Source organism: Streptomyces sp. NPDC054883 (genome assembly GCF_053610645.1).
Map to the genome: position 1 here is coordinate 1 of NZ_JBSGYT010000024.1, position 19,211 is coordinate 19,211.

The following is a 19,211-nucleotide window of genomic DNA, read 5'->3' on the forward strand; positions in this document are numbered from 1 at the left end:
CGCGTGGGGGCCCCCCCCCCCCCCCCCGGGGGGGGGCCCGCCCCACGTCGTATGCGATCCGCTTACATGCGCACCTGGACGGCGCGCGCCAGCCGGTCGTGCAGGCCGCGTCCGTCCCGGTCCCAGACCAGCGCCGGGATGACGAGGGCCAGCAGGACCGTGCGCAGCAGCACCCGCAGGACGCCGAGGCGGCCGCCGTCCTCCGCGACCACCCGGAGGCCGAGAATCCGCTTGCCGGGGGTAAACCCCACGGTGGCGACGGTCAGCACCGACAGGGCCACGAAGACGGCCAGCGTCCAGTTGCCCGTGGCGCCCAGGTCGCCGTGCGTGATCAGCCCGTAGGCGATCAGCTGGCAGCCGACCCAGTCGATGGCGACGGCGCCGAGCCGGCGCCCGAACCGCGCCACGGAGCCGGGCCCCGACCGGGGCAGCCCGAGGCGCTGGCCGCGGTAACCGAAGTCGACGCCCATCTCCTCGGCGGCCGCGCGGGGGCCGGAGAGCCAGGATCCGAGTGCTTGCCTGTTGTCCACTCGACCACGGTACCGGTGGCGCTCCATGCGACCTGGACGGGGCCCTGGTTAACTTGTGCGAAACAAATGGGTCATGCTTGAGAAATCCCGTCTGCTTATGGTCGGGTCAGCGTGCGGCACCGCACTGACGCACCACGAGCTATACAGCCCGTCCCTGCCCCGGGGCCGGGAGTAGGAGGAGTTGGATGTTCCAGAACGCCGACGAAGTGAAGCAGTACATCGAGGAGAACGACGTCAAGTTCGTCGACGTCCGCTTCTGTGACCTGCCTGGTGTGATGCAGCACTTCACCATCCCGGCGCGGGCGTTCGACCCGGCTGACGAGCTGGCCTTCGACGGCTCCTCGATCCGCGGCTTCCAGGCCATCCACGAGTCCGACATGGCTCTGCGCGCCGACATCAGCACCGCGCGCCTGGACCCGTTCCGCCGTGACAAGACGCTGAACATCAACTTCTTCATCCACGACCCGATCACGGGCGAGGCCTACAGCCGCGACCCGCGCAACATCGCGAAGAAGGCCGAGGCGTACCTCGCCTCCACCGGCATCGCCGACACCGCGTACTTCGGGCCCGAGGCCGAGTTCTACGTCTTCGACAGCGTCCGCTTCGCGACCACCGCGAACGAGTCCTTCTACCACATCGACTCCGAGGCCGGCGCCTGGAACACCGGCTCCGAGGAGAACAACCGCGGCTACAAGGTCCGCTACAAGGGCGGCTACTTCCCGGTCGCCCCGGTCGACCACTTCGCGGACCTGCGCGCCGAGATCTCCCTGGAGCTCGACGCCCAGGGCCTCCAGGTCGAGCGCCAGCACCACGAGGTCGGCACCGGCGGCCAGGCCGAGATCAACTACAAGTTCAACACGCTGCTGGCCGCGGCCGACGACCTGATGCTCTTCAAGTACGTCGTGAAGAACGTCGCCTGGCGCAACGGCAAGACCGCGACCTTCATGCCGAAGCCGATCTTCGGCGACAACGGTTCGGGCATGCACGTCCACCAGTCGCTGTGGAACGGCGGCGAGCCGCTGTTCTACGACGAGGCCGGCTACGCGGGTCTGTCGGACACCGCCCGCTACTACATCGGCGGCATCCTCAAGCACGCCCCGTCGCTGCTGGCGTTCACCAACCCGACGGTGAACTCCTACCACCGCCTGGTGCCCGGCTTCGAGGCCCCGGTCAACATGGTGTACTCGCAGCGCAACCGCTCCGCGGCCATGCGCATCCCGATCACCGGCTCGAACCCGAAGGCCAAGCGCGTCGAGTTCCGCGCCCCGGACCCGTCCTCGAACCCGTACCTGGCGTTCTCGGCCCTGCTGCTGGCCGGCCTCGACGGCGTCAAGAACAAGATCGAGCCGATGGAGCCGATCGACAAGGACCTCTACGAGCTCTCCCCGGACGAGCACGCGAGCGTCCCGCAGGTCCCGACCAGCCTCGAGGACGTCCTCAAGGCCCTGGAGGAGGACCACGAGTACCTCCTGGCCGGCGGTGTCTTCACCCCCGACCTGATCGAGACCTGGATCGACTACAAGCGCACGCACGAGATCGCCCCGATCGCGCAGCGCCCGCACCCGCACGAGTTCGAGCTCTACTTCGACCTCTAAGCCGCGCTGACGGAGCCCCGCCCCTCTCCCCGGAGAGGCGCGGGGCTCCGCCGTTTCCGGGCGCCACCCCCTAGGTTCAGGGCATGGACGATTCCTGGAAGACCGTTGCCGCGCTGGCGGCCCGCTTCGACGAGCACGACCGGGAGCGGGGGGTGGCGCACGAGGAGAGCGTGACGCTGCAGATCCTCAAGATCGGCGAGGAGTTCGGCGAGGCCGCGCAGGCCGTCATCGGGGCCAGGGGGACCAACCCGCGCAAGGGCACCTCGCACAGTTGGGAGGACGTGGAGGCGGAGGTCGCGGACGTGCTCGTCACCGCGATGGTCGCCCTCGCGCGGATGCGGCCCGATGCGGCGGCCTTCTTCGCCGCCCACCTCCGGGAGAAGTCCGCCCGTTTCCTGTGACGCCCGGGTCCGGCGACGCCCGGCCCCGCGGCCGGGTCAGGGGAGGAGGGGAGTGGCGCCCGTCAGGGCGTGGAGGCAGCGCAGGGCGAGCTCGGCGGGCGAGCCGGGGCCCGAGGCCGGGGCGTCCGTCGCCGCCCAGAGTTCCAGGGCGATCCGGATCGAGTCGGTCGCGGCCGCGGCCAGCAGGCGGATCTGGACGGGGTCGGCCTCCGGGCCGGCCAGCCGGGCGATGACCGGGACCAGCCGCTCCTCGGAGTCCTGGTTGACCCGGTACCAGACCCCGCGCAGGGCCTCGTCGGTCGCCGCCGCGCGGAGCAGGCCGCGGGTGACCTCCAGGCCCTCCTCGACGGCCGGCAGGTCGCTGAGCGAGCGGGTCACGGCACGGTCCAGCGCCTCCGCGAGCGGGGTACCGGGATCCTCCTCGGCGAGGAGCGCGCGCCAGGCGTCGCCGCCGCCGGCCAGCAGCGGGGCCACGGCCTCCTGCTTGTTGCGGAAGTAGCGGTAGAAGGTGCGCAGCGCCACACCGGCCCGGTGGGCGATGTCTTCGGCGGTGGTGCCGTCGGGACCGTGCTCGGCGAAGAGCTCACAGGCCGCGCGGGCGATGTCGAGCTGGGTGGCCGCCTTGCGGCGCTCGGTCAGCGACTGGGCTCCGGGGCCGGCCTGGGGAGCGTACGGACGAGGGGATCTCACGAGGTGCAGCCTACCGTCCGCCGCACCAAGCGATTGCAATCCACGCCACTATGGCAAAACGTGCCATCTCCTCGGTACGCTCCTCCCATGAACCGTTACGAAGGACGTCGCGTCCTCATCACCGGCGGCGGCTCCGGCATCGGCCGGGCCACCGTCCACCGCATCCTCGCCGAGGGCGGCCGCGTCCACACCGTGGACGTCAACGAAGCCGGCCTGAAGGCCACCGCCGACCAGGCGGCCGCCGACGGGTACGCGGACCGCCTGACCACCGCCCTGCTCGACATATCCGACGAGCAGTCGGTCAAGGCGGGCGTCACCGCGGCCGTCGGCGCCCTCGGCGGGCTGGACGTCCTGGTCAACGCCGCGGGCATCCTGCGCTCCGCGCACACCCACCAGACCACCCTCGACTTCTGGAACAAGGTCATCTCGGTCAACCTGACCGGCACCTTCCTGATGATCCGCGAATCCCTCCCGGCCCTGCTGGAGGGCGAGCAGCCGGTCGTCGTCAACTTCAGCTCGACCTCGGCGTCCTTCGCGCACCCCTACATGTCCGCCTACGCGGCCAGCAAGGGCGGCATCCAGTCGATGACCCACGCCCTGGCCGCCGAATACAGCAAGCAGGGGCTGCGCTTCGTAGCCGTCGCCCCCGGATCCATCGAGAGCGGCATGACCACCGGCAACGGTCCCGGCCTGCCCGAGGACACCGACTGGAGCCTGTTCACCAAGCTCGCCCCGGCCCTCGGCCAGGGCTTCGCCGGCCCGCAGACGGTGGCCGGCGTCGTCGCGATGCTGGGCTCCGAGGACGGCGCGTTCATCACCGGTACGGAGATCCGCATCGACGGCGGCACGCACTGCTGAGCGCCGGCCTCAGCTCCTGAACCGGTCCCACAGCCGGGGGAAGCGCTCCGCGAGCACGGCTTCGTCCTCGAAGTCCAGCGGTGCGCCCTCCGGCTCGGCCGGCTGCAGCGCCACGCCCAGGTCCGGCGCCACCGAGCCGGTCAGCTGCTCGTACGCCTCGTCGGCCGCGAACCCCAGCTCCTCGCCGTCCCCGTCGATCTCCTCGTCGAAGTCGCCCAGCAGCTCCGCCAGCGCGTCCGGATCGTGCACCCCGCCCTCGAAGACCTCCCGGCCCTGGCCGATCAGCCAGCAGCGGAAGTAGTCGAACGCGTCATCGCTCGCCCCGTCGAGCAGCACCCACGCCGCACCCCACAGGTCCCACGTGTACGCCCGGTTGTACCGGGACTCGAAATGCCGCGCGAAATCGAGCACGGAGTCCGGGTCGAGCTGGGCCAGCCGCTCCACGAGCAGCTCGGCGTGCTCCTCGGGGTCGCCCTCGGCGGCCTCGCGGGTACTGTCGACGATCTCCCAGAACTCCGTCTCGTCCATCACGGCTCCAGCATCACGGGTCCACCCCCGCGCCGCCACCGCTCATACGGCCAAAGACCGGTGAACGCCCCCCGGGTGGCCGCAAAAAGGGACGAGGCGGCCCGCCCCCACGGGGGCGGACCGCCTCACCGGCGACGCGCGGGCCTACAGGCCGTAGCGCTCCCGGGCTTCCTTGATGGCGGACGCCGGGACCTCGCCGCGGCGGGCGAGCTGGGCCAGCGCGGCCACCACGATCGACTGCGCGTCGACGCCGAAGTGGCGGCGGGCGCCCTCGCGCGTGTCGGACAGGCCGAAGCCGTCCGTACCCAGGGAGGTGTAGTCCTGCTCCACCCACTGGCTGATCTGGTCCGGAACCTGACGCATCCAGTCGGAGACGGCCAGCACGGGGCTGGTGACGCCCTCCAGCGCGCGCGTGACGTAGGGGGTGCGCATCTCGCCGCGCAGCAGCGCCTCGTCGCACTCCAGCGCGTCGCGCCGCAGCTCGCCCCAGGAAGTGGCGGACCAGACGTCGGCGGCCACGTTCCAGTCGGCGGCCAGCAGCTTCTGCGCGTCCAGGACCCAGTGGATCGCCGTACCGGAAGCCATCAGCTGGATCTTCGGGGCGTCGGCGGCCGGGGCGGACTCCAGCGAGGAGGCCTCGTTGAAGCGGTACAGGCCCTTGAGGATGCCCTCTTCGACGCCCTCGGGCATCGCCGGCTGCACCTTCGGCTCGTTGTAGACCGTCAGGTAGTAGAAGACGTCCTCCGGCTTCTCGCCGTACATCCGGCGCAGACCGTCCTTGACGATCACCGCGATCTCGTACGCGAAGGCCGGGTCGTAGTTCAGCGACGCCGGGTTCGTGGACGCGATCAGGTGCGAGTGGCCGTCCGCGTGCTGGAGGCCCTCACCGGTCAGCGTGGTGCGGCCCGCGGTGGCGCCGACGATGAAGCCCTTGCCGAGCTGGTCGGCGAGCTGCCACATCTGGTCGGCGGTGCGCTGCCAGCCGAACATCGAGTAGAAGATGTAGAAGGGGATCATCGGCTCGCCGTGCGTCGCGTACGACGTGCAGGCGGCGATGAAGTCGGCCATGGCCCCGGCCTCGGTGATCCCCTCGTTGAGGATCTGGCCGTCCTTGGCTTCCTTGTAGTACATCAGCTGGTCGCGGTCGACCGGCTCGTACGTCTGTCCCAGCGGCGAGTAGATGCCGGCCGACGGGAACAGGGACTCCATACCGAAGGTGCGGGCCTCGTCGGGGACGATCGGCACCCAGCGCTTGCCGGTCTCCTTGTCCCGCATCAGGTCCTTGACGAGCCGGACGAAGGCCATGGTGGTGGCCATCTCCTGCTTGCCGGAGCCCTTGAGCAGCGGGGCGAAGGACCGCTCGGCCGGCGCCGGCAGGGCCACGTGGTGGACCTTGCGGGCCGGGGCCGGGCCGCCGAGGGCCGCGCGGCGCTCGTTCAGGTAGCGGACCTCGGGGCTGTCCGCGCCCGGGTGTCCGTACGGGACCTGGCCGTCGGCGAAGGCGCTGTCGGGGATCGGGAGGCCGAGGAGGTCGCGCATGTCCTTGAACTCGTCGATCGTCAGCTTCTTCATCTGGTGGTTCGCGTTCTTCGACTCGAACCCGGCGCCCAGCGTGTAGCCCTTGACCGTCTGCGCGAGGATGACGGTCGGCGCGCCCTTGTGCTCCAGGGCGGCCTTGTACGCGGCGTACACCTTGCGGGGCTCGTGGCCGCCGCGGGAGCTGTGGAAGCACTCGGCGATCTTCGCGTCGGTGAGGACCGCGCCGAGCTGCACGAGCTCGGCGTTGGCACCGAAGAAGTGCTGGCGGATGTAGGCCACGTCGCGGGTCGCGTACGTCTGGAACTGCGCGTCCGGTACCTCGCGCAGCCGGCGTACCAGGGCGCCGGTGGTGTCCAGCCGGAACAGCTCGTCCCAGGCGGAGCCCCACAGCGACTTGATGACGTTCCAGCCGGCGCCGCGGAACTGGGCCTCCAGCTCCTGGACCACGCGGAAGTTGGCGCGGACCGGACCGTCGAGGCGCTGCAGGTTGCAGTTGATGACGAAGGTCAGGTTGTCGAGCTGCTCGCGGGAGGCGAGGGCCAGGGCGGCGGTCGACTCCGGCTCGTCCATCTCGCCGTCGCCGAGGAAGGCCCAGACGTGCGAGTTGGCGGTGTCCTTGATGCTGCGGTTCTGCAGGTAGCGGTTGAAGCGCGCCTGGTAGATCGCGGAGAGCGGACCGAGGCCCATGGAGACCGTCGGGAACTCCCACAGCCAGGGCAGGCGCCGCGGGTGCGGGTAGGACGGCAGGCCGTTGCCGCCGGACTCCTGGCGGAAGTGGTCGAGCTGCTGCTCGCCGACGCGTCCGTCGAGGAAGGCGCGGGCGTAGATGCCGGGGGAGGCGTGGCCCTGGATGTAGAGCTGGTCGCCCGATCCGTCGGCCTCCTTCCCGCGGAAGAAGTGCTGGAAGCCGGTCTCGTAGAGCCAGGCCGCCGAGGCGAAGGTGGCGATGTGGCCGCCGACGCCGTACTTGGAGCCGCGGGTCACCATGGCGGCCGCGTTCCAGCGGTTCCAGGCGGTGATCTTGGCTTCCAGCTCCATGTCACCCGGGAACTCGGGCTCCGCGGAGGTGGGGATGGTGTTGACGTAGTCCGTCTCCAGCAGCTTCGGCAGCGCGAGGCCGGCGGCTTCGGCGTGCTGGAGGGTGCGACGGAGCAGGTATTCGGCGCGGCGCGTACCGGCGGCCTTGGCGACGGCGTCGAGGGAGGCCGCCCATTCGGCGGTCTCCTCGGTGTCGCGGTCCGGGAGCTGGTCGAGCTCGCTCGGAAGCTTTCCTACGGGGTCGGACATCGGTGTGCGCCGCCTTCCGGACAAAGGAGAGGTGGTGAAGAAGAACCCTGACGGGCAGGACAGGGCCGGCGGACCCGGGTAGGGGTCCGCGATGACTGTAAATCGCTGATCGATGATCGATCAAACGAAAGTGGCGAAGAAATGTCGATCCGGCGAAAGTCGGCACCGGGTGCCATGAAAACGGGCACCCGGTGCCGGGCAAACCGGGACAAGCCGCCCGGTCAAGCCCGGGGGGCACACCCCAGGACGTGCCGCTTCACCAGCACGCCGATGTCCGGATCCTGGTTGCGGAAGGCCTCCACCAGGGCCGCGTGCTCCTCCGCGTACGACTTCTGCACCGTCCCGAGCCAGCGGATGGACAGGGCGGTGAACACCTCGATGCCCAGGCTCTCCCACGTGTGCAGCAGCACGCTGTTCCCGGCGGCCCGCACCAGCTCGCGGTGGAAGCCGACCGTGTGCCGGACCTGCGCGGTTCCGTCCTCGGTCCGGTCCGCCTCCCACAGGGCCGCCACGTGCGGCTCCAGGGCCGTGCAGTCCACCGCCAGCCGCGGCGCCGCCAGCTCGGCCGCGATCTGCTCCAGACCGGCCCGCACCGGGTAGATCTCCTCCAGGTCGGCGGCGGAGAGGTTCCGTACCCGGACCCCCTTGTTCGGCGCCGACTCGATCAGCCGCAGCGTCTCCAGCTCGCGCAGGGCCTCGCGGACCGGCGTCTGGCTGACCTCCAGCTCGACCGCGATCCGCCGCTCGACGATCCGCTCGCCGGGCTTCCAGCGGCCGCTGACGATCCCCTCCACGATGTGCTCGCGGATCTGCTCGCGCAGCGAGTGCACGACGGGTGGGGTGATCATCGGCGCTTCATCTCCTGGGGGCGCGCGGGGCTGTTGCGTAGACAATACGGCGGTGTCGGCCGACGCGATGCGTTCCTGGTCAGGGACCCGGGGTGAGGCTCGTTACAAGACCGGGCACGGGGCCCGGACCGACGACGGCGCCCCCGCCCGGAAGGTTCCGGGCGGGGGCGCCGTGCGCGACAGCTGTGCGGCTACCGCCGCGGCCGGTTGGCTACAGGCCGAGCTCGACCTCGAACTCGCCGGCTTCCAGGATGGCCTTGACGGCCGAGAGGTACCGGGCCGCGTCCGCGCCGTCCACCAGACGGTGGTCGTAGGACAGGGTCAGGTACGTCATGTCGCGGACGCCGATGACCGTGCCCTCGGGCGTCTCGATGACCATCGGACGCTTGACGGTGGCACCGATGCCCAGGATGGCGACCTGGTTCGGCGGCACGATCACCGTGTCGAACAGCGCACCGCGCGAGCCGGTGTTGCTGATGGTGAAGGTCGCGCCCGACAGCTCGTCCGGCGTGATCTTGTTACCGCGGACCTTGGCGGCCAGGTCGGCGGTCGCCTTGGAGATGCCCGCCAGGTTGAGGTCACCGGCACCCTTGATGACCGGGGTCATCAGGCCCTTCTCGGAGTCCACGGCGATGCCGATGTTCTCCGAGTCGAAGTAGGTGATGGTGCCCTCGTCGTCGTTGATCCGGGCGTTGACGACCGCGTGGGCCTTCAGCGCCTGGGCGGCGGCCTTGACGAAGAACGGCATCGGCGAGAGCTTGACGCCCTCGCGGGCCAGGAAGGAGGCCTTGGCCTTCTCGCGCAGCTTCATGATCTTGGTGACGTCCACCTCGACCACGGAGCTGAGCTGCGCCTGCGTGTGCAGGGCCTTCATCATGTTGTCGCCGATGACCTTGCGCATGCGGGTCATCTTGACCGTCTGACCGCGCAGCTCCGACACCGCGGCCGGGGCCTGGGCGGCGGCCGGGGCGGCGGCGACCGGCGCCGGAGCGGCGGCGGCCTTGGCGGCCTCGGCGGCGGCCAGGACGTCCTGCTTGCGGATACGGCCACCGACACCGGTGCCCGAGACCGTGGACAGGTTGACGCCGGACTCCGAGGCGAGCTTGCGCACCAGCGGGGTCACGTACGCGCCCTCGTCACCGGCCTGGGCCGGGGCGGCGGGGGCGGCCGGGGCGACCGGAGCCGGAGCGGCAGCGGCCGGAGCCGGGGTCACCGGAGCCGGGGCGGCGACCGGAGCGGCAGCCTGGACCGGGGCCGGAGCAGCGGCCGGAGCCGGAGCCGGGGCGGCGGGGGCAGCCGGAGCCGGAGCAGCGGCCGGAGCCGGGGCCGGAGCCGCGGGGGCGGCGGCCGGAGCCGGAGCGGCGGCCGGGGCGGCACCGGCGACGCCGATGACGGCCAGCCGCGCGCCGACCTCGGCGGTCTCGTCCTCGCCGACCAGGATCTCCAGCAGGGTGCCGGAGACCGGCGCGGGGATCTCGGTGTCGACCTTGTCGGTGGAGACCTCCAGCAGCGGTTCGTCGGCCTCGACCGACTCGCCGACCTGCTTCAGCCAGCGGGTGACGGTGCCCTCGGTGACGGACTCGCCCAGTGCGGGCAGCACGACATCGGTGCCCTCGGCCGAACCGGCACCGGCGGCCGCCTCGGCCGTCGGCGCGGGAGCCGGGGTCTCGACCTCGGTCGACGGGGTGGCCTGCGGGGCCTCCGGCGCCGGGGCGGGGGCGGTCTCGGCGGCCGGAGCGGCAGCCGCGGCCGGCGCGCCGGAGCCGTCGTCGATGACGGCCAGCTCGGCGCCGACCTCGACGGTCTCGTCCTCGGCGACCTTGATGGAGGCCAGGATGCCGGCGACGGGCGACGGGATCTCGGTGTCGACCTTGTCGGTCGAGACCTCGAGCAGCGGCTCGTCGGCCTCGACGCGCTCGCCCTCGGCCTTCAGCCAGCGGGTGACAGTGCCCTCAGTGACGCTCTCGCCGAGCGCCGGAAGGGTTACGGAAACCGACATGGTTTCTGTTGCTCCTTACGAAAGTGCGGAAGTGGTCGTCGCGCCCGGGACGATTAGTCGTGGGAGTGCAGCGGCTTGCCGGCCAGGGCCAGGTGGGCCTCGCCGAGGGCCTCGTTCTGGGTCGGGTGCGCGTGGATGAGCTGCGCGACCTCGGCCGGCAGGGCCTCCCAGTTGTAGATGAGCTGGGCCTCGCCGACCTGCTCGCCCATCCGGTCACCGACCATGTGGACGCCGACCACGGCACCGTCCTTGACCTGGACGAGCTTGATCTCGCCCGCGGTCTTGAGGATCTTGCTCTTGCCGTTGCCGGCCAGGTTGTACTTCAGGGCCACGACCTTGTCCGCACCGTAGATCTCCTTGGCCTTGGCCTCGGTGATACCGACGGACGCCACCTCGGGGTGGCAGTACGTGACGCGGGGAACACCGTCGTAGTCGATCGGGACGGTCTTGAGACCGGCCAGACGCTCTGCGACCAGGATGCCCTCGGCGAAGCCGACGTGCGCGAGCTGGAGGGTCGGGACGAGGTCGCCGACGGCCGAGATGGTCGGCACGTTGGTCTGCATGTACTCGTCGACCAGGACGTAGCCGCGGTCCATCGCGACGCCCTGCTCCTCGTAGCCCAGGCCCTGCGAGACCGGGCCGCGGCCGATGGCGACCAGCAGCACCTCGGCCTCGAAGGCCTTGCCGTCGGCGAGGGTGACGCGCACGCCGTTCTCGGTGTACTCGGCCTTGTCGAAGAAGGTGCCCAGGTTGAACTTGATGCCGCGCTTGCGGAAGGCGCGCTCCAGGAGCTTGGAGCTGTTCTCGTCCTCGACCGGGACGAGGTGCTTGAGGCCCTCGACGACGGTGACGTCGGAACCGAAGGACTTCCACGCCGAGGCGAACTCGACGCCGATCACGCCGCCGCCCAGGATGATCGCGGACTCGGGCACGCGGTCCAGGACCAGCGCGTGGTCCGAGGAGATGATGCGGTTGCCGTCGATGTTCAGGCCCGGCAGCGACTTCGGCACGGAGCCGGTCGCCAGCAGGACGTGGCGGCCCTGGACGCGCTGCCCGTTCACGTCGACGGACGTCGGGGAGGAGAGGCGGCCCTCACCCTCGATGTAGGTCACCTTGCGGGAGGCGACCAGGCCCTGCAGACCCTTGTACAGGCCCGAGATGACGTCGTCCTTGTACTTGTGCACACCCGCGATGTCGATGCCCTCGAAAGAGGCCTTGACACCGAACTGAGCGGCTTCGCGCGCCTGGTCCGCGATCTCACCGGCGTGCAGCAGAGCCTTCGTGGGGATGCAGCCGTTGTGCAGGCAGGTGCCACCGAGCTTGTTCTTCTCGATCAGCGCAACGTCGAGACCCAGCTGGGAGGCGCGCAGCGCCGCGGCGTAACCGCCACTGCCACCGCCGAGGATCACTAGGTCGAAAACGGTGCTGGCGTCGTTCGCCACGTCACGTCCTCCATGCATGTGCGCCGGGCACCGGTCCTCTGTGACCGGGCGGCGGCTGGTATTCGGCCGCTTGTTTCTTCGGCCCTGTGGTGGGGGCCCTGTCCTGCCGAGAACCCATCTTCGCATTTGTCGGGGGAACACGGGACGCCGGGCCCCGGCTGGGGACGGCCGTTCTGCCGGAATGCGGGTTACCAGTGCGTAGAAAACTACTGATCGTCGAGATTACGTCCACAGCGAACGCGCCCCGGGACCTCGTCCGGGTCCCGGGGCGCGTGATCACGAGGAGCCGAGGCGTCAGCCGAGGTCGCCCGTGGCGGTCCGCTCGGCGAGCCGCACCAGGGTGCGCACGGCGGAGCCGGTGCCGCCCTTGGGGGTGTAGCCGTACGGGGCGCTCTCGTGGAAGGCCGGGCCCGCGATGTCGAGGTGGGCCCAGGTGATGCCCTCGCCGACGAACTCCTGGAGGAAGAGGCCGGCGACCAGGCCGCCGCCCATCCGGACACCCATGTTGGCGATGTCGGCGGTGGGGGAGTCCATGGTCTTGCGCAGGTCCTCGGGGAGCGGCATCGGCCAGGAGGCCTCGCCGACCTCCTCCGCGATCTCGTGGATGGAGGTGCGGAAGGCGTCGTCGTTGGCCATGATCCCGAAGGTGCGGTCGCCCAGCGCCAGCACCATCGCGCCGGTCAGGGTCGCCACGTCGACGATCGCGTCCGGGTTCTCCTCGGAGGCGCGGGTCAGCGCGTCGCCCAGGACCAGGCGGCCCTCGGCGTCCGTGTTGAGGACCTCGACGGTCTTGCCGCTGTACATGCGCAGGACGTCACCGGGCTTGGTCGCGGAGCCGGACGGCATGTTCTCGGCGAGCGCGAGCCAGCCGGTGACGTTGACCTGGAGGCCCAGCTTGGCGGCCGCGACGACCGAGGCGAACACGGCGGCGGCGCCGGCCATGTCGCACTTCATCGTCTCGTTGTGGCCGGCCGGCTTGAGGGAGATGCCGCCCGAGTCGTAGGTGATGCCCTTGCCGACGAAGGCGAGGGTCTTCTCCGCCTTGGGGTGGGTGTAGGACAGCTTCACCAGGCGCGGCAGGTTCTCGGAGCCCTTGCCGACGCCCATGATGCCGCCGAAGCCGCCCTTGACCAGCGCCTTCTCGTCCAGCACCTGGACCTTGATGCCGTTCTCCTTCGCGGTCGCGGTGGCGACGGCGGCGAAGGCCTCGGGGGTGAGGTCGTTCGGCGGGGTGTTGACCAGGTCACGCGCGACGTTGACCTCGGTCGCGACGACGACGGCGCGCTCGGCGGCGGCCTTGTGCTCCTTGTCGCGCGGCTTGGCGCCGAGCAGGGCGACCTCGGCCAGCGGCTGCTTCGGGCCGCCGTTCTTGTCGCCGCTCTTGGCCACCTTGTTCGCGCCGCCCTGGTAGGCGGTGAAGGCGTACGCGCCGAGCAGCGCGCCCTCGGCGACGGCGGTGACGGCGGACGCGTCGTCCAGGGGCAGGGCGAACGCGGCCTTCTTCGTGCCGTGCAGGGCACGGGCGGCGGAGCCGGCGGCTCGGCGCAGGGCCTCCTCGTCGTACGACTCGTCCTGCTCCGGTACGGAGCCGAGCCCGACGGCCAGCACGACCGGGACCTTGAGACCGGCGGGCGCGGGGAGCTTGGTGACCTCGCCTTCGGCGCCGGAGGCGCCCATGGCGTCGAGTACGGCGGCCAGCTTTCCGTCGAACGCCTTGTCCACGGCCTCGGCGCCCGCGGCGACGACAGGCCCCTTCGGGCCCTTCGCCACGCCGACCACGAGGGCGTCGGCGCGGAGCGTCGCCGCGCCGGCAGTGCTGAGAGTCAGAGCAGTCACGGTGGTGAAGTCTCGCTTCCGTTTGTGGATGTGTGCGCTGCGGTCGCGTCAGGGTCGCCGGCCGCTCCGCAGCGATCGTATTCGGGCGCGGCGGCACCCGGAAACGAGCCTACGCGTACGCGGTCGTCCGTACGCCACTCGAAGGTTTGGCAAGTTGTTCGACGGAACCACTGACAGGTTCACCCATCTGTGGTCTCTGTTCCAGGTTTGCCCTTTAGACCTGACGAGGTCCGAGAGGATCGAGCCACTCTCGCAAGGGGGCGTGGGGTCCCTTTGCATGATTTCCACAGAGCCTCCCGGTCGGCCGTCCGCCATGGCCGGTGCCGAGGGAGCCTGCGGGGGGAAGGCCGAAATGGTCAGCAAGGCCGGAATGGTCAGCAAGAACAAGAACCGGATGAACAGGGCCGCCGCGGCGATGGCCGCGACCGCCCTGATGTCCGTGGCAGTGCCCGCGGCGACCGCCCAGGCGGCCACCGTCGTACCGCGCGTCGACCTCAGGGTGCTGGTCGTCGACGACGGCGGCAGCTCGGTCGCGGCGATCACCGCCGAACTCCGGGACACCGGGGTCCCCTTCACCCGCGTCGACCTGGGCAGCGGCAGCCGCCCGGTGATCGACGCGGCGTTCCTGAGCGACACCGTCGACGGCCGGCCGCGGGCCAAGTTCCAGGGTGTCGTCCTGCCCAACGAGAACCCCTTCGGCGCGGGCTCCGCCGAATCGGCCGCGCTCAGCGCCTACGAGAGCGCGTACGGCATCCGCCAGGTGGACGCCTACACCTGGGCGCATCCCGAAGTCGGCCTGGAATACACCGACAACGGCGGCTACAGCGGCACCCTCGACGGTACCCAGGCCGCCGTCACCGCCGCGGGCAAGGCGGGTCCCTTCGGCTACCTCGGGGGCCAGGTCACCTTCGAGGACAACTCGCCGCTCATCCCCGAGAGCTACGGGTTCATCGCCAAGCCGCGCACCGGCTACACCAGCTACCTCGACGCCCCCGTCGGCTCCGGACGGGCCTCCCTGGTCGGCGAGTACGCCCACGACGGACGCAGCGAGCTCGTCGTCACCTTCGGCTACAACCAGTACCAGCAGCAGTTCCGGCTGCTCGCCCGGGGCATCGTCGACTGGCTGACCCAGGGGGTCCACCTCGGCCAGGAGCGCAACTACTTCGCGGTCCACGTCGACGACGTCTTCGCCCCGGACGCCCGCTGGGACCAGGCCCTCAACTGCACGCCCGGCGACTACGCCTGCGCCGGCGGCGAGGGGAAGGAGAGCACCATCCGGATGACCGCCGCCGACGCCCAGTACGCGGCGCAGTGGCAGAAGTCGAAGGGCTTCAAGCTCGACCTGCTCTTCAACGCGGGCGCCGGGGAGGAGTGGAAGGCCGCGAACTCGGCGAACGGCGGCACCGACGCGCTGACCGCCCAGCTGGTCGCGGACCGGGCCCAGTACCGGTGGATGAACCACACCTACACCCACCTCTTCCTCGGCTGCGTCCAGGACGTCACCACCGTCCCCTGGACCTGCACCAAGAACGCCACGGGCGCCATCAACTGGATGAGCCGCGCCGACATCTCCGCCCAGATCCGCGACAACAACAACTGGGCCGCCTCCAAGGGCATCACCACCGACCGCTCCGAGCTGGTCACCGGCGAGCACTCCGGCCTCAAGACCCTCCCGCAGCAGCCCGCCGACAACCCGAACCTGGCGGGCGCCCTCGCCGACAACGGGGTCAAGTGGGCCGGCAGCGACAGCTCCCGCGAGCCCGGGCAGCGCGCCGTCGGCGCCGCCCTGACCGTCCCCCGCTACCCGATGAACGTGTACTACAACACCGGCACCAACGCGGAGATGGCCGACGAGTACAACTGGATCTACACCAGCCGCGCCCAGGGCGGCAGCGGCGCCTGCGAGGACAACCCGGCGACCTCCACCTGCCTGCCGGCCCCGCTCGACGCCGCCACCGGCTACCTGGGCTACGTCGTCCCGACCGAGGCCCGCACCGCGCTGCGGCACGTGCTGGCCAACGACCCGCGCCCGCACTACGTCCACCAGTCCAACCTCGCCGAGGACCGCACCCTCTACCCGGTCCTCGATCAGGTCCTCGACACCTACCGCACGCTCTACGCGCCCAGCGCCCCGATCGTCAACCAGAGCATGAAGGACACCGGCGTCGAACTCAGCCGCCGTGCCGCCTGGGACGCGGCGCTCGCCGCCAACAAGGTCACCGCCTACCGCATCGGCAAGGACGTCACCGTCAAGGCGCCCTCGGGCGTGGTCGCGCCCGTCACGGCGCCCGTCGGAACCAAAAAGCAGCTGCTGCTCGGCACCGCGGACTTCGGCACCGCGTACGCGGGCAGCCGCTCCGCCTGGACGGCTCCCGAGCTGCTCCAGTCGGCGGTCACGCTCAAGCTGGCCTGACCCCCGCCCGCCGGCCCTCCGCCGGGCCGGCCCCGCTCCATCCGCACGCGTACGCAGCACCACCTTGCGCCGGCGCTCCGCGAACCACGGGCGCCGGCCCCTTTTCCGTCCTGGGGGGACACACCGCATGAGCCATGGGCGCCATGTCACCATGCTCACCGAAGGCACCTACCCGCACGTCCACGGGGGCGTCAGCACCTGGTGCGACCAACTGGTCCGGGGGATGCCCGAGGTCGACTTCAACGTCATAGCCCTGACCGGCTCCGGACGCGAGCCGGTCACCTGGCAACTGCCCCGCAACGTCTACCGGCACACCGCCGTGCCGCTCTGGGGCCCGCCGCCGCCCCGCTCGCTCCGGTCGGCCCTGCGGGGCAAGGCCCGGCGCCGCTTCACCGACACCTACGAAACGTTCTTGCTGTCGCTGCTCGATCCCGCCCGCGGCGGATTCTCCGCGGCCCTGCGCGAACTGGCCCTGCTGGCCCGCTCCGGCCGCCTCGCCCCGGCCCTGCGCTCCGAGTCCGTCCTGCGGCTGCTGATGGACCTCTGGACCCGCCCGGGCATGCCCACCGCCGCGGCCGCACCCACCATCCACGACGCGCTCACCGCCACCGACCTGCTGGAACACGCACTGCGCCCGCTCAGCGTGCGCATCCCGCGCGACAGCGTCTCGCACGCCGTCAGCAGCGGCCTCGCCACCCTGCCGGCCCTCGCCGCGAAACACCTCGACCAGGTCCCCTTCCTGCTCACGGAGCACGGCATCTACCTGCGCGAGCGCTATCTCGGCTACCGCACCGCCGAACAGCGCTGGCCGGTGAAGGCGCTCATGCTCGGCTTCTACCGCGAGCTCAACAGCGAGGGCTACCGGCAAGCCGACCTGATCACCCCGTGCAACCGGTACAACCGCCGCTGGGAAGAGCGCGGGGGCGCCGCCTCCGACCGGATCCGTACCGTCTACAACGGCGTCGACCCGCACGCCTTCCCCGACGCCGGCCCCGAACCCGAGGTGCCCACCCTCAGCTGGTGCGGCCGCGTCGACCCCATCAAGGACCTCGAAACCCTCATCCGCGCCTACGCGTACATGCGCCAGGAGGTCCCCGCCCTGCGGCTGCGCCTCTTCGGCCCCGTCCCGGCCGGCTGCGAGGACTACAAGCTCCGCCTGGAGAAACTCGCCGCCGAGCTCGGGGTGTCCGACGGGATCACCTTCGAGGGCCGCATCGCGGAGGTCGCCCGCGCCTACGCGGCCGGCTCGATCGTGATGCTCTCCTCGATCAGCGAGGGTTTCCCGTTCAGCATCATCGAGGCCATGTCCTGCGGCCGCACCACCGTCTCCACCGACGTCGGCGGAGTGCGCGAGGCCGTCGGCGACACCGGGCTCGTCGTCCCGCCCCGCGAGCCCGAGACCATGGCCCGCGCCACCCTCGCCCTGCTCCGCGACGACGAACGCCGCGCCGAACTCGGCCGGCTGTCCCGCAAGCGGGTCGTCGAGAAGTTCACCCTCCACCAGTCCGTGGACGGGTTCCGCCACATCTACCGGGAACTCGCCGGCCAGCCCGTCCTGCCGGTCCACCCGGGCGACGACTGGACCCAGCGGCTCGCCGACCCCTGGTACCGGGAGCTCGCGGCGTGGGGGTCCCCCCGGACGGCGGTGCCCCCGGCGGTAGCCGGGGGCGAGCTCGGGGGAGGGAGCCGGTGAGCGGCTCCCTGTGGCTCAAGGTGCCCGGCGGCAACACCCTGCCCGCCGTCCCCCGTCCCCGGCGGACGGCCCCGCCGGCCGCCGACCCGATGGACGAGCTCGCCGAGCGGTTCGACGCGCTCGCCGCCGCCGCCGTCCATCCCGACGAGATCGCCGCCATCCTCGAATCCGACGGGATGAACGACGAGTACATCCGCCTCACCTACGGCCGCCACGACTCCTTCGCGCTCGCGGAGGAGCTCTACGCCCGGGTGCCCCGCTCCTTCCCGGAGCCCGAGAGCGTCCCCGACCCCTGGAAGGTCTCCCTCACCGCCTGCCTGCTGCGCGGGGTGATCTTCGCCCTGCCCGGCCTCGCCTACCTGCTGGGCGCGCCCCTGCTCGAAGGGCCGCCGGACCGGCTCGGCCTGCCCGCCGGGACGCTCACCCTGCTGGCCGGCGCGCTGATCGGCTGGGTGTGGGACCAGACCCTGTCCCACCGGGCCTACTCCTGGCTCGGCCTCGGCGACCGGGCCGCCGCCGGGCGGACCCTGCTCGCCGGGGCGCCCGCCGGGGCGCTGCTGGGCACCGCCGCCGCCCTGGCAGTGCCCGGCGGGCCGCCGTTCTCCTACGTGTTCGCCGCCGGGCAGGCGCTGTACGTCGGCGCCGCCACCGTCCTGCTGGTCCTCGGCCGCGAGCGGATGCTGCTCGCCGCGCTCGGCCCGATGGCCGCGGGGGCGGTGCTCGCGCTGTTCACCGACCTGCCCGTGCCGGTGCGGGTCGCCCTGCTGGCGGTGTCCCTGCTGGCCGCCTGCGCCCTGGCGGTACGGGAACTGCCGCTGGCCGCGGGGGTACGGGCCCTCGTGCGCCGGGCCCGCGGCCGGACGCGGGCCCGCCCGGACGGCGGCCCCGTGCGGTGGCGGATGCTGCGCGGCACCGAGGAGGAGTACGCGTCGCGCGGGCCCCGGCTCGCGGACTCCGTGCCGTACGGCGTCTTCGGCCTGGGCACCGGGCTGCTCGTGCTGTACGCCGCCCTGGGGGAGGTGCTCGCCGGAGGCCCCGCCGAGGCGGTCGCCGCGCCCTCGGCGGTGGCCCTCACCCTCAGCATGGGCCCCGCCGAATGGCTGCTGCACCGGTTCCGCAGCGGCAGCCTGGCCGGGCTGCGGGCGGCCCGCTCGCCCCGCGCGTTCCGGCACCGGATGCTGGCCACCCTGGCCCGCTGCCTCGCCCGGTACCTGGCGGTGCTGCTGGTTCTGGGCGTGACCGGGACCCTGCTGTGGCCCGGCGCTCCCAGCCCGACCGGGGCCCGGGCGGCGACGCTGCTGCTGCTCGGCGCCGTGATGTGGACCGGGCTGCTGCTCCAGTCCTTCGGGGCGGTCCGGCCCGCCGCGGTGGTCTGCGCCTCGGCGGCGTTCGTGCAGAGCCTGGCCGTGCTGACCGGGCTCGGACAGCCGCGGCTGGTCCAGCTGGTGGTGGCGGGCACGGCCGCGGCCGCCCTGGCCACGCTGGTCTGCCTGCTGCTGGGCCGGGCCACGGCGCACCGCTGAGCGCGACCGGGCGGGCAGGACCCCGCGGC

Annotated in this window: 14 protein-coding genes; 6 read left to right on the forward strand and 8 right to left on the reverse strand. The window is 71.6% G+C overall.

Annotation, left to right across the window (positions count from 1 at the left end; all coding sequences use genetic code 11):
- Positions 1-62 precede the first annotated feature (62 nt).
- Positions 63-530 carry an RDD family protein gene (locus ACWGH1_RS18945; RefSeq protein WP_453354863.1) on the reverse strand — a complete coding sequence of 156 codons (468 nt, stop codon included), beginning with the start codon at positions 528-530 and terminating at the stop codon, positions 63-65.
- A gap of 185 nt (positions 531-715) precedes the next feature.
- On the opposite strand from ACWGH1_RS18945, the gene glnA reads away from it, so the two are divergent.
- Together glnA and ACWGH1_RS18955 are read left to right on the forward strand one after the other, a co-directional pair.
- Positions 716-2,125, forward strand: a complete 1,410-nt coding sequence (gene glnA, locus ACWGH1_RS18950; protein ID WP_453354864.1) for a type I glutamate--ammonia ligase — start codon at positions 716-718, stop codon at positions 2,123-2,125.
- Between the two features lie 83 nt (positions 2,126-2,208).
- A complete protein-coding gene (locus tag ACWGH1_RS18955) occupies positions 2,209-2,526 on the forward strand; it encodes a MazG-like family protein (protein ID WP_453408838.1) in 318 nt (105 codons plus the stop codon).
- Positions 2,527-2,562: 36 nt separating this feature from the next.
- On the opposite strand, the gene ACWGH1_RS18960 is transcribed toward ACWGH1_RS18955, so the two are convergent.
- Complete coding sequence (locus ACWGH1_RS18960) at positions 2,563-3,216, reverse strand: TetR/AcrR family transcriptional regulator (RefSeq protein WP_453354866.1); 654 nt, start codon at positions 3,214-3,216, stop codon at positions 2,563-2,565.
- Positions 3,217-3,303: 87 nt separating this feature from the next.
- On the opposite strand from ACWGH1_RS18960, the gene ACWGH1_RS18965 reads away from it, so the two are divergent.
- Positions 3,304-4,074: an SDR family NAD(P)-dependent oxidoreductase gene (locus ACWGH1_RS18965; RefSeq protein WP_453354867.1), complete on the forward strand. Its 771-nt coding sequence runs from the start codon at positions 3,304-3,306 to the stop codon at positions 4,072-4,074.
- Positions 4,075-4,083: 9 nt separating this feature from the next.
- On the opposite strand, the gene ACWGH1_RS18970 is transcribed toward ACWGH1_RS18965, so the two are convergent.
- The 6 genes from ACWGH1_RS18970 to ACWGH1_RS18995 form a co-directional block, all read right to left on the reverse strand.
- Complete coding sequence (locus ACWGH1_RS18970) at positions 4,084-4,602, reverse strand: DUF4240 domain-containing protein (protein ID WP_453354868.1); 519 nt, start codon at positions 4,600-4,602, stop codon at positions 4,084-4,086.
- 144 nt (positions 4,603-4,746) lie between these two features.
- A complete protein-coding gene (aceE, locus tag ACWGH1_RS18975; RefSeq protein WP_453354869.1) occupies positions 4,747-7,428 on the reverse strand; it encodes a pyruvate dehydrogenase (acetyl-transferring), homodimeric type in 2,682 nt (893 codons plus the stop codon).
- 221 nt (positions 7,429-7,649) lie between these two features.
- Entirely contained in the window at positions 7,650-8,273 is a 624-nt protein-coding gene (locus ACWGH1_RS18980; RefSeq protein WP_453408847.1) for a GntR family transcriptional regulator, read from the reverse strand.
- A gap of 214 nt (positions 8,274-8,487) precedes the next feature.
- Positions 8,488-10,275 (reverse strand): 2-oxoglutarate dehydrogenase, E2 component, dihydrolipoamide succinyltransferase, encoded by a 1,788-nt coding sequence (sucB, locus tag ACWGH1_RS18985; RefSeq protein WP_453408839.1) that lies wholly within the window; start codon positions 10,273-10,275, stop codon positions 8,488-8,490.
- 53 nt (positions 10,276-10,328) lie between these two features.
- Positions 10,329-11,717: a dihydrolipoyl dehydrogenase gene (gene lpdA / locus ACWGH1_RS18990; protein ID WP_453357329.1), complete on the reverse strand. Its 1,389-nt coding sequence runs from the start codon at positions 11,715-11,717 to the stop codon at positions 10,329-10,331.
- Between the two features lie 294 nt (positions 11,718-12,011).
- The gene (locus ACWGH1_RS18995) at positions 12,012-13,553 is read right to left on the reverse strand and encodes a leucyl aminopeptidase (protein ID WP_453354943.1); all 1,542 of its coding nucleotides are present in this window, start codon (positions 13,551-13,553) and stop codon (positions 12,012-12,014) included.
- A gap of 352 nt (positions 13,554-13,905) precedes the next feature.
- Here ACWGH1_RS18995 and ACWGH1_RS19000 point away from each other — a divergent pair, with 352 nt between their 5' ends.
- The 3 genes from ACWGH1_RS19000 to ACWGH1_RS19010 all read left to right on the forward strand — a co-directional run bounded on the left by ACWGH1_RS19000 (position 13,906) and on the right by ACWGH1_RS19010 (position 19,182).
- Entirely contained in the window at positions 13,906-15,966 is a 2,061-nt protein-coding gene (locus ACWGH1_RS19000) for a hypothetical protein (RefSeq protein ID WP_453354942.1), read from the forward strand.
- A 127-nt stretch (positions 15,967-16,093) separates the two neighbouring features.
- The gene (pelF, locus tag ACWGH1_RS19005; RefSeq protein ID WP_453354941.1) at positions 16,094-17,659 is read left to right on the forward strand and encodes a GT4 family glycosyltransferase PelF; all 1,566 of its coding nucleotides are present in this window, start codon (positions 16,094-16,096) and stop codon (positions 17,657-17,659) included.
- Positions 17,656-19,182 (forward strand): hypothetical protein, encoded by a 1,527-nt coding sequence (locus ACWGH1_RS19010; protein WP_453354940.1) that lies wholly within the window; start codon positions 17,656-17,658, stop codon positions 19,180-19,182. The genes pelF and ACWGH1_RS19010 overlap by 4 nt, the downstream gene beginning before the upstream one ends.
- Positions 19,183-19,211: the final 29 nt, after the last annotated feature.

What these genes read in the sequence shown, in the direction of transcription:
- ACWGH1_RS19000 (WP_453354942.1), top strand. Translation starts at nt 13,906, where the DNA reads ATGGTCAGCAAGGCCGGAATGGTCAGCAAGAACAAGAACCGGATGAAC.
- glnA (WP_453354864.1), top strand. Translation starts at nt 716, where the DNA reads ATGTTCCAGAACGCCGACGAAGTGAAGCAGTACATCGAGGAGAACGAC.
- ACWGH1_RS18970 (WP_453354868.1), bottom strand. Translation starts at nt 4,602, where the DNA reads ATGGACGAGACGGAGTTCTGGGAGATCGTCGACAGTACCCGCGAGGCC.
- pelF (WP_453354941.1), top strand. Translation starts at nt 16,094, where the DNA reads ATGAGCCATGGGCGCCATGTCACCATGCTCACCGAAGGCACCTACCCG.
- sucB (WP_453408839.1), bottom strand. Translation starts at nt 10,275, where the DNA reads ATGTCGGTTTCCGTAACCCTTCCGGCGCTCGGCGAGAGCGTCACTGAG.
- ACWGH1_RS18965 (WP_453354867.1), top strand. Translation starts at nt 3,304, where the DNA reads ATGAACCGTTACGAAGGACGTCGCGTCCTCATCACCGGCGGCGGCTCC.
- aceE (WP_453354869.1), bottom strand. Translation starts at nt 7,428, where the DNA reads ATGTCCGACCCCGTAGGAAAGCTTCCGAGCGAGCTCGACCAGCTCCCG.
- ACWGH1_RS18955 (WP_453408838.1), top strand. Translation starts at nt 2,209, where the DNA reads ATGGACGATTCCTGGAAGACCGTTGCCGCGCTGGCGGCCCGCTTCGAC.